Here is a 12182-nt window from a genome sequence, read left to right on the forward strand (position 1 = left end):
GCATTAGTAAAAGTATTATTTTTTTTGTAAAAAAACCTAAAGTGAGCATATATTTTTTGCATTATGACGAATAAAAGCAAAAATGTGTTGTGTATTTAAATTTTATGATTACTTTTGCACCCAATTTTAACAAATAAATATTGTATTTATGAATCATTATGAAACTGTTTTCATTTTAAATCCCGTTTTATCTGAGGTTCAGGTGAAGGAAACAGTAACGAAATTTGAAGAATTTCTTACTAGTAGAGGAGCTGAGATGGTATCGAAAGAGGATTGGGGTCTGAAAAAAATGGCTTACGAAATCCAAAACAAAAAAAGTGGTTTTTACCATTTATTCGAATTCAAAGTAGCTGGAGAAGTTCTAATTGCTTTTGAAACTGAATTTAGACGTGACGAAAGAGTTATGCGTTTCTTAACTGTAAGTTTAGATAAACATGCTATTTCATGGGCGGAGAGAAGAAGAGCTAAATTAAAATCTACTAAAGCGTAATTATTATGTCTACAATCGAACAATCTGCAAAAGGAAAAAAAGACGGAGATATCAGATATTTAACGCCTTTAAACATTGAAACTAACAAAACTAAAAAGTACTGTCGTTTCAAAAAATCAGGAATCAAATATATTGATTATAAAGATGCTGATTTCTTATTGAAATTCGTTAATGAGCAAGGAAAAATTCTTCCTCGTCGTTTAACTGGAACTTCATTAAAATACCAAAGAAAAGTTTCTGTAGCTGTAAAAAGAGCTCGTCACTTAGCTTTAATGCCATACGTGGCCGATTTATTAAAATAATTAAAAACTCTAGTCGCTGGTTTCTGTATAAAGCAGAACCTAACTTCTAAAATATAAGGACAACAACATGGAACTTATTTTAAAACAAGACGTACAAAACTTAGGATTTAAAGATGATGTAGTATCTGTAAAACCTGGTTACGGTCGTAACTTTTTAATTCCTCAAGGTTTTGCTGCTTTAGCAACTCCTTCTGCTAAAAAAGTTTTAGCTGAAAACCTAAAACAAAGAGCACATAAAGAAGCTAAAATTGTTGCTGATGCTAAAGCATTAGCTGAAACTCTTAAAGCTCTTGAAATTAAACTTACTGCAAAAGCTGGTGGAGAGAAACTTTTTGGTTCTATCACTAACATCGATATTGCTGAAGCTTTAGAGAAATCTGGTAATGCTATCGATAGAAAATTCATCACTAGCGGTATCGTTAAACGTACTGGAAAATACAATGCTACAGTTCGTTTACACAGAGATGTAATCGTTGATTTAGCTTACGAAATTGTTGCTGAAAAGTAATAGTTTTAAAAACTATACAAAAATCCCGATGAAAATCGGGATTTTTTTGTTTAATGAAATATTGATTAACAGACTTAAAGTTATTTGCATAAGCGCTTTTTGCTTATTGCTTATAGTGTAAGGCACAAAGCCTAAAATAAAATGAAATACGCAAGATTAACAAAAGAACAATTTGATGAATTACACGCTGAATTTGCGAGCTTTTTAGCGACACAGGCTATTGATAAAGCTGAATGGGATTCTTTAAAAATAAATAAACCTGAAGTTGCTGAACAGGAATTGGATGTTTTTTCAGATTTGATCTGGGAAGGTGTTTTGTCTAGAGCTGAATTTTTAGAACATTTCTCAAAAAATCATATTTTCTTGTTTCAATGCTTTGAAACCCATGTTCAGTCGATAGTGCTGAAATCATTAGTGCCTGAAACTGATTTTTTAACTCAGGAAGGTTTACAGTGGTTAAGCGACAATATGTTTACTGAGACAATTGAAATGAAAGTTGGTAAAAAAGTATTCACTGAAGATCGCAATGCTTCTATATTTGAATTGATTCAGCAAGGTGCTTTTTTAAGTGATGGACAATTGTTCAAACAAATCAATAGTATTATTGAGTCTTAAATAAGCTTTTTTTATTTTAAATATCTTTAAAAGGTTAAACAGTTTAGGTGTAAATTGTTTAACCTTTTTTTATTTTTTTAACATTTGTTTAATCTTTATTATTTTTTAAACCAAGTAGTTTTACGTGTTTATTTCATAATTCTCATAATTTTGTGATTTCTACTATAAAAATGAATGTTTTCTGGCTTTGATTTGTTTTTATGTTAAAATCAAGTCGGATTTAGTGATTTTTCGTATGAATTAACTTTCAAATTTAAAATTTAACACGAGATAAACGTTATTTTTACACTCATAAGAGAATTAGGTTTTTCAAGTGAAAATGCGGTTTTTTCTTGTGATTCAGCTGTTTTTTAGCACTTTGTTGAATGTTGGCTTTCAAAAAAAATAAGAATATTAGGTTGTTTTTTGTTTTTATTTTCTATATTTTTGAAATAGAAATGTTAAACAAAACTATTTGCTTTTGTATAAGATGATTGCTTTTTGATGTTTTTGTTTTTGTTTTGTTTAATGTTTGAGTTTTGGTAAACAAAAGATTTATCAAATTTTTTAAGTAACTTAATTAGCCTGTATATGGAATTGACAACTACTCTCATTATCAAGTTTGCGTTAAGTGTTCAATTTATTTCTGCCTTATTTTTTAGCATATTTAATGCGATAATTTTTTTTCGTGAAATATCTTTTTTTTCAATTATAAATTCCTTCCAACAATATAATTGCTTCATTAGTTCATTTTCAAACCCCAGTCGGCGGCTTTGTTAATGAAGTAATGTTTTATCGTGTCTAACATTTTGATAAATGCGATATTGATTATTTTATCACAGAACTGCTTCAATTTTTAGTATTTTCTAAATAAAAAATCTTAGGTAGTCTAATCAGCTTCTTTTGATATTGAATCAGTAAAATATTTTTTAAATACCCCCCCTTACATAACGTTAAAATTTTCTTTTATGAAAATTATGTTTCAAACAAATCACTTCGTGAGGAAGATTGGTCCAGATCAATATTTCCTAAACGTTTCGAGGGGTTTTATTCTTGATGGGTAAAAGCACTCTTTAGATACATAAATATGTATCGCAGCATTTATTTTTTTTAATGAAATGAAGATTTAAAGTTCGGCCCCAAATGTTTTAAATTTCATTTTAACTATTTGAGTATTAATGTTTTTTAAAATTGCCTAAGCATACGTGCTTATCGCAACAGGTGTTTTATTGTCCATTTTCTAATCTTCCAAATTATGAAAAAAAATTTTACTTTTTGTGATCTCTGCTTTAAGAAGAGATTATTAGGACTATTGTTTTTATTCCTATTATGTGGTAATGCTTTTTCTCAGACTGTTTGTAGACCAGTGTCACAAACAAATAGTCAGGCGGGCTTATTATGTATAGGTTTAGATGTAAATAGTCCTGCATTGGCCTATGATAATGATCCAGGCCTAACGACTTATGCAACTCTGCAAAATGCGGTCGGACTCCTTTGTATGGTTGAAGAGACCATGACATTGAATCAGACCGTAAGAGCCGGAGATGAAATTGTACTTTATTTAGGTACAGGAAACGGTTTGCTTGATGTTGGACTGTTGTCTAATGTTTCAATTCAAACAAAGCTTTCTGGCACAAACGTAGGTCCAAGAGTGGCATTAAACAGCCCCGTTTTGAACTTAAGTTTATTATCTGGAAACGCGATAGGAGAAGTGAGATACACAGTTCCGGGTGATGCCAATCAGGTTCAAATTCAAGTAGGAGGACTTTTAAGTCTCCTTGTAAATTTAAGAGTTTACGATGTTCGTCTGGATTTTGCTAAACCTAGTGTTTCTGGGGGGCTAAATCAGACTATTTGTTCTGGAACTTCAACGACATTAACCGCGACAACTGTTGCGGGAACAACATTAGCATGGTACAATTCAGCATCTTCAACAACAGCATTAGCAACAGGAAATACATATGTAACTCCTAGTTTAACTGCAAATACTACCTATTATATAGGAGTAGCGAGAGCAGGAAGCTGTGAAGGAAATAATCGTGTGGCAGTTGTAGTTAATGTTTCTAATCCTGTAGCACCTGCAATCAGTTCTTCAGGAACGGCAGTATGCTCGAGTGGTGCTACACAGCAGACTACATTGTCCTTAATAAACCCAATTCCGGGAACAACTTATAATTGGTATTCAACTTCAAGCGGTGGAACAATATTAGCTTCTGGAAATTCTTATTCACCAACAGTTCCTATTGGAACAACTAGTTTTTATGTAGAAGCTGTTATAGGAAGTTGTATAAGCCCAACTCGTGCTCAAGTTGATGTTGTGTCTAACCCAGTTCCTGCTGTGGCTACTGCATTGACACAAAGCGTAACGATTCAGTCAGGTCAAAATGCCACATTAAGTGCCACAACATCTGAAGCTGGAGTAACTTTAAATTGGTATGATGTTGCAACAGGCGGTACAGCTATCGCAACAAATACTTCAACTTTTACAACACCAATTTTAACTGCAACAAAAACGTACTATGTAGAAACACAGAGTGCAGCAGGCGGGTGTGTAAGCGCCTCTAGAGTTCCAATTACTGTTAATGTAATTACGACTCCGTTAGGCGGGTGTTTACAGGCAAACAGCCAGCAAACAAGTTTAAACGGACTTTGTTTATTGTGCAACAGTACAAATCCAGATAATTCTGTTGATGGAGATATTTCTACTGCAGCACGTTTGACTGTTCCAGTTGGTTTAATAAACGGATGGATTCAGCAAACATTACAATTTAATAATCCAGGAAAAGCTGGAGATATTATTGACGTCGAATTAGAATTGCCAGGAGGTGTCCTTGATTTAAGTTTATTGAATTATATTAGTTTAGCAACTTATAATGGAGCAACTTTTAATAACGACAGAGTTTCGATAAATAATTTAGTCAGTGTTCAATTATTAGGAGGAAACCGTTTTAAAGCGAGTATTACTGCAGGTGCAAATTTTGACCGAGTGGAAGTTCGTTTAGGCGGTTTGGCTACAGTACTGACAAGTTTAGATATTTATCAGGCAAGTTATAGATATAGCGATCCAAGTGTTACTGGAAATAAAATTATTTGCAGTGGACAAAATACAACACTAACTGCAGGCCTTGCTGTTGGAGAAACCGTTAATTGGTATTCTGCAGCCACAGGCGGTGCTTCACTGGCAGGTACTGCAGCTTTTACAACACCAAATTTAACGGCTAATACTACTTATTATGCTGAGATCACTCGAAATGGCTGCGTTAACAGCGTACGTTATGCAATGCCAATCATCGTTAACAATCCTGTTGCTGCTGCTCTTAATGGAGGTTCTTCCAGTATTTGTGCAGGGCAGTCGGCTACTATAACAGTTCAGTCTCCAGTTGCGGGAACAACTTATAATTGGTACGATGCTGCAACGGCTGGGAATTTGTTATTTACGGGAACATCTTTTACAACACCTGCTTTAACTGGTTCAACAAATTATTATGTTGAGTCAGTAATTGGAAGCTGTTCTAGTCCAACACGTGCACAAGCATCTATTACTGTTAATCCGTTGCCGGCAGTTCCAACTGTGGCTTCTTCAACAGTAATTATTCCTTCAGGGCAAGTTGTTACTTTACAAGTTTCAAATCCTATTGCGGGGGTAGCTTACGATTGGTACGATGTTGCGACAGGTGGAACAGCATTAGTAACAGATAATCCAAGCTATACGCCAAGTCCAGCTTTGACAGCAAACAAATCCTTTTATATTCAAGCGAGAAATGCAACAAATTGTGTTAGTGCATCAAGAACAGTAATTAATGTTGTGGTTACACCTCCAGCTCCAATTACTTCTTGTTTGCAGGTAAATTCGCAAGTAACTTCAAAAGGAGGATTAACAGTTTGTCTTACATGTTCATCTCTTAATGATGGTAATTCTGTTGATGGTAATGACGCAACAGCTGCAAGACTTTCAGTTCCGGTAGGGTTAGTTGGGGATTATATTCAGCAAATGCTTACTTTTTCTACTTCAGGAAAAGCAGGCGATATTATCGATGTTGAATTAGGAATTCCAGGTGGCATTGCCGATGTAAGTGCGCTATCCTATATAAGTTTAAGAAGCTATAATGGAGGAACACCAAACAGTGATCAAGTTAATATTGGCGCATTAGTAAATGTTCAATTATTAGGTGGAGAGCGTCTTAAAGCAAGTTTTGTAACATCTGGTGATTTTACTGCTGTAGAAGTTCGATTAGGAGGAATAGCTACGCTACTTACTAATTTAGATATCTATGGCGCTTCATTCAGATATAAAGAAGCAACAATTACAGGAGCATCTTCTGCAATTTGTTCAGGAACATCTACACTATTAACGGCATCAACTACAGCTGGTGATACAATTAACTGGTATGATGTTGCTAGTGGAGGTACAGCTTTGGCAACAAATACATTGACCTATAATACAGGCAATTTAACTGCATCAAAAACATATTATATTGAAGCTGTTCGCGGTGGAACCTGTATAAACAGTGTTCGTCAGCCAGTAACTGTAACAGTATTGCCTTTATCAGTTGCGGCCGATATTACTATTACAAGTCCAGTAGTATCGTCTTGTGCTGGAACAGCTGTTTTGGCTCCAACTTCTGGTTTAACTGGTGCACAGTTTAAATATTATACTGACCAGTTAAAAACACAGGAAATTACAACAGGATCTACAGTGGCTGGTCAAACAGGAGTAACTTTCTCAAAAGATGGCTCAACTGGAGCACTTACAATAAACGGATTAGCTTCAGGCGCATCATATACATATTATATTGCTGTAGGAAATGCAACAAGTTGTGATAATGCAATAAATACCTTGAAGCCTGTTGTTGTTAATTTCCCAGCAACATCTACAACTTTGGCAGTAACATCGCCATTAGTTGCCTGCGGAAGTGCCAACTTAAAAAATGCAATTACGACGTTAGATACTAGCGGTAATACAACTTATACTTTTTTCGACCCTTCAAATGCAGTTATGACAGATGAAGCGGCGATGAACATAACAATTAATGGTGTTTACTCAATTCAGGCTAAAGCCAACGGAGTCGATTGTCCATCTGCAAAACAGCCAGTAACTGTGACAGTTAATCCGTTGCCAAGCTTGACAGTTGATCCGGCTCAATCTGTAGCTCAAGGAACAAATGTAACATTAAATGCAACTTCAAACGGTACATTGGCTTGGTATGATCCACAAGGAAATGCATTGGCAGGGCCACCTTTTACTACAGGTGCGCTGAATGTTCCGGGAATTTATACTTATACAGTTGTAGCAACTTTAGGAAGCTGTTCTGTTACAGGAACTCTTTCTATCAATGTTAAAGATCCAGACAATTGTCAATCATTAACTGAAAGAGTATATGCGACTGCGCAAAGTTCAGGTTCAATTGTTACGGGAGGCGTTTCTAATGGAGCAAATGCAATTGACGGAAATCCGCAGACATTCTCAACTATCACAACAGGAGTTGGACTTTTAGGAATTGGTACAACTTGGCAAGATCTAACATGGCCTTCAAATATTGCAAAAGGAACACCAGTAACGATTAAGCTTGGTTCTGAATTCAGTGGTTTGGGCGTTGCACAAGGAGTTTCTGTTATTGGAAGAAAAGCAGGAGTAGATATCGGAGTATTGCAGTCTGTTTCGGGAGCATTATTGAATGTTCTTCCGGGAGATAATGCGTACGAATTTACTTTTGTTCCATCAAATGCAGCTGGTCCTCAAGATTATGACGGAATCAGAATTGTATCAGGAGCACTTTTGAGTGTTGCCCAAAATACAAAAGTATATGAAGCTTATTATAAAAAATCAGTTACTACTGTAGCATGTACGCCTGGAGATATTCAGGATATCTTTTACGGAACAACTGACTTAGGACTTCCTGTAGGAGCATTAACAGCTACAGTTGGAGTAAGTGATGCATGGAATATTGCTGATAATGATGTTACGACCTATGCAACAATGTACAGTGGAGTTGGTGCTTTGGCAGCAGCAGATTTAACAGTACAGTTTAAAACCCCATCTGTGGTAAGTGATACTTTAAGAATTGTAATTTCAAAACCTGCGGTTCTTTTAAATGTTAATTTATTGACTGGTTTTACTATTCAGCGTTATTTAGGAAACGTTGCAGTAGGAGCTCCAATTCAAAACACAAGTTCGCTTTTAAGTATAAAATTATTATCTGCAAATACGATGGCGATGGTTTTAGTATCTTCTCCAACAGAATCGTATGACAGAGTGAGAATTCGCTTTGGAGGAGTAGCAGGTGTTTTAGAATTCTTAAGAGTTCATACAGTTGAACGTGTTGCAAATACTTCAGTCGTTGGCGGAGACATTACTAATAAAGTTACGGTCTGTCCTGGAAGTGATGTCACGCTTCAAATACCAGAAGAAGCTTGTTCTACCTATGTTTGGTACGATGCTCCTACTGGAGGTTCAATTGTTGCCAGCGGTCTTACTTATACGCTTCCGGCAAATTTAGCAGCGGGAACATACAAATATTATGTTCAGCCAGTTCGTTACGGTTGTGAGGCAATGACTAGAGGAGAAGTTACTGTTGAAATTAAGGCATCTAGCCCAGAAAATCTTTTAACAGATATCACTTTAAACGGAGCAGCTTCAACTACTATTTGTGCGCCAACAGGAACGGTAACTTTAGCTACAACATTAACGGCTACAGGAACAATTACAAATCCTGTTTATCATTGGTATAAATTTGATGGAACAACCAGTCAGCCAGTCGCGGGAGCAACAACAGCTTCATTAACGATTAATGGTTTAACACCTGGAACTTATACTTACTTTGTTGGATTCAGTTCAGATGAATATTGTGAAACTGCTGAAGGCGACAGAAAACAAATAACTTTTACAATATTAAGACCATCTGATCAAAATGATCTTTCGGTAGATGATGTAACCGTTTGTCACGATTTATCAGCTTCTTTAACTCCGGTTGCAGCAGCTTTGACAAATCCTGTATTTACTTGGTATCTTGACAGCAATAAAACACAGCCTATAGCTGATGGAGATACTAATGGTGGCATAACATATGCAATTAATTCAGCAGGAGTATTAACTGTTTCAGGATTAACACTTGCAATGGGACCAGTTTCTTATTATGTTGCAGTTTCAAGTGATACAACTTGCGAAAATTTAGCAGGAACTCTTCAAGAAGGAACTATAACTCTAACAGATCCTGGAACTCCAACTACAACAGATGATACGCAAGATTTTTGTTTAATCAATGCGCCAACTGTTGCTAATATTCAGGTAAATGAAGCAAATGTGGTTTGGTATTCCGTTTCAACAGGTGGAACAGCAATTGCCCCAACAACCGCATTAGCTGATGGAATTTACTATGCAGCAATAAAAGATCCTTTAACAAGCTGTGAAAGTTCAGTTCGATTAGCAGTTACAATTAAAGTAAATGACCCGGGAACACCTTCAATAACAAATACAGATCAAAAATTCTGTGTTGTTGATGCGCCAACATTTGCAAGTATTCAAGTTAGTACAGCAGATCCGGCAAATATTGTTTGGTACACTGCGTTAACTGGTGGAACAGTAATTCCATCAACAACAGTTTTAACAACAGGTATTTATTATGCAACAATTCATGATCCAGTAACAAACTGTGAAAGTGCTCAAAGATTAGCAGTTACGATTACTGTATCTGATCCATTGACACCAACAACTACAGATACTACGCAAGATTTTTGTTTAATCGATGCGCCAACAGTGGCAAGCATTCAAGTAAATGAAACAAATGTGGTTTGGTACAGCACTTCAACAGGCGGAACAGCGATTGCATCAACAACGGCTTTAGTGAGCGGTGATTATTATGCAGCTATTAAAGATCCTGTAACAAATTGTGAAAGTGCAGTTCGTTTATTAGTTACTGTTACAGTATCTGATCCGGGAACTCCGACAACAGCAGATACTACGCAAGATTTCTGTTTGATTGATGCGCCGACGGTTGCTAATATTCAAATAAATGCACCAGCAGTTGGAAACATTGTTTGGTACACAGCTTTAACAGGCGGAACTGCAGTTGCTTCAACAACAGCGTTGACAAGCGGCAGTTATTTTGCAGCGATTTTTGATCCAGCAACAAACTGTGAAAGCGCAACAAGATTAGAAATAGTAATTACTGTATCTGATCCGGGAACACCAACAACTGTAGATAATACACAAGATTTCTGTTTAGTAAATGCACCAACTTTTGCAAGTATTCAGGTGAATGAGGCAAATGTAGTTTGGTACAGCACTTCAACAGGAGGAACAGCAATTGCTTCAACAACAGCTTTAACAAGCGGTACTTATTTTGGAGCAATAAAAGATCCGGCAACGGGTTGTGAAAGTGCAACACGTTTACAAGTAGCGGTTACAGTAACTGATCCAGCTACACCAACAACGACTAATAATGCCCAAGTTTTCTGTTCTGGAAATGCGCCGACAGTGGCAAGTATCCAAGTAAATGAAGCAAATGTGGTTTGGTACAGCACTGCAACAGGCGGAACAGCAATTCCAGCAACAACAGCTTTAACTACAGGTGTTTATTACGGAGCTATAAAAGATCCGGTTACGGGTTGTGAAAGCAGTGTAAGATTGCTTGTAAATGTAAAAGTAGGAAACACAATAAATCCTACTACGAACAATGCCTCACAAAGTTTCTGCTCTACAGCAGCGCCAACTATTGCAAGCATTCAAGTAAATGAGAGTAATGTTGTTTGGTACAGTACTGCAACAGGCGGAACTGCAATTCCATCAACAACTGCATTGACATCCGGCGTTTATTTTGGAAATATTATAGATGCGGCGACAGGCTGTGAAAGCTCAACTCGTTTGCAGGTAACGGTTACGGTAACGAATCCAAGTCTGACACCGACTACAAATAATATGACGCAAAACTTCTGTACGCTGAATTCACCTACAGTTGCGAATATTCAGGTAAATGAAGCAAATGTGGTTTGGTACGCTACTGCAACTGGCGGAACAGCAATTCCTGCAACAACAGCATTAGTTACAGGTACATATTATGGAGCTGTTTCAAGTGCAATAGGCTGCGAGAATCCAGTACGTTTGGCAGTTGTGGTAAATGTAAATACTCCTGGAGTAGTTACAACGCCAAGAACAACGCAAACATTCTGTTTGTCAAAATTGCCAACACTTGCTAATATCTTGGTAAATGAGCCAAATGTAGTTTGGTATTCTACTGCAACAGGAGGAACACCTTTAACTGCAAATACGCAATTAACGGCTGGAACTTATTATGCAGCAGCACTTAGTAATACTACAAATGGATGCGAAAGCGCAGCAAGATTAGGAGTAACCATTGCATTTGAAAATGATGCTTTAGTTCCAATAACATCAAGCGACGATACACCATGTGTTTTCCAAGGTGTGACGTATTCAATTGCAAACGGCAAATCAAATTATGTGTGGTCAGTTACTAACGGAACAATTCTTTCTGGCGGAGGAACTGCTGATGGAAATGTAACCATTTCATGGTCTGATATTGGTGCTGGTCAAGTTAAAGTTACCTACATAAACACTTGCGATGAAACAACTACTAAAACTTTGAATGTTACAGTAGCAACTTGTTCCGATTTAACGATTACCAATACAGTGAGTAATCCAACTCCAAATTTTGGTGAGCAGATTACATTTACAGTAACAGTAAATAATGTTGGACAAGGAAATTTCATAAATACACTTGTAAGCGACTTATTGCCTAATGGTTATGAATTGATCAGTTCAAGCACAACTCAAGGAACATTTGATCCACTAACACAGCTTTGGACAATTCCAACGTTAAATGCAGGTCAGAGCGTAGTGCTTACAATTGTTGCCGAAGTACTTCATGGAACCGACTATCTTTCTGTCGCAACCATCGAAATATCAACTCCTTTAGATGTTTCTGCAGCAAACAATACGGCTTCAGTTTCTGTTACCCCAATTTGTTTGACAGTTTACAATGAGTTTACGCCAAATAATGATGGAGCTAATGACTTATTCAGAATTGACTGTATCGAATCGTATCCAAATAATGAGTTGAAAGTGTACAACAGATACGGTGCATTAGTTTACAGCAAACAGCATTATGAAAATGATTGGAACGGAACTGCCAATGTATCAGGAGTTATTAGTAGAGGAGATATGCTGCCAACAGGTACTTATTTTTATGTGATAGACATTGGAGACGGAACGGTTAAAAAAGGATGGTTATCTATAATGAGATAAGCAGACGATGTTAATCATCTAATTAATTAA

General features: G+C 36.5%; 5 protein-coding genes. All 5 read left to right on the forward strand.

What is annotated here, in order from left to right:
• Positions 1–148: 148 nt before the first annotated feature.
• The 5 genes from rpsF (at position 149) to GKZ88_RS03155 (ending at position 12152) form a co-directional block, all read left to right on the forward strand.
• On the forward strand, positions 149–490 hold the full coding sequence (gene rpsF / locus GKZ88_RS03135) for a 30S ribosomal protein S6 (protein WP_007810575.1): 342 nt from the start codon (positions 149–151) through the stop codon (positions 488–490).
• Positions 491–495: 5 nt separating this feature from the next.
• Positions 496–792 carry a 30S ribosomal protein S18 gene (gene rpsR, locus GKZ88_RS03140; protein ID WP_002987043.1) on the forward strand — a complete coding sequence of 99 codons (297 nt, stop codon included), beginning with the start codon at positions 496–498 and terminating at the stop codon, positions 790–792.
• A gap of 67 nt (positions 793–859) precedes the next feature.
• Positions 860–1300, forward strand: coding sequence for a 50S ribosomal protein L9 (rplI, locus tag GKZ88_RS03145; protein WP_155100939.1), 441 nt, complete (start codon positions 860–862; stop codon positions 1298–1300).
• A gap of 141 nt (positions 1301–1441) precedes the next feature.
• On the forward strand, positions 1442–1915 hold the full coding sequence (locus GKZ88_RS03150) for a DUF6495 family protein (protein ID WP_155100940.1): 474 nt from the start codon (positions 1442–1444) through the stop codon (positions 1913–1915).
• Positions 1916–3260: 1345 nt separating this feature from the next.
• On the forward strand, positions 3261–12152 hold the full coding sequence (locus tag GKZ88_RS03155; protein WP_347343848.1) for a gliding motility-associated C-terminal domain-containing protein: 8892 nt from the start codon (positions 3261–3263) through the stop codon (positions 12150–12152).
• The last annotated feature ends 30 nt before the right edge of the window (positions 12153–12182 follow it).

This window comes from Flavobacterium sp. LC2016-01, from assembly GCF_009711135.1.
Classification (GTDB): domain Bacteria; phylum Bacteroidota; class Bacteroidia; order Flavobacteriales; family Flavobacteriaceae; genus Flavobacterium.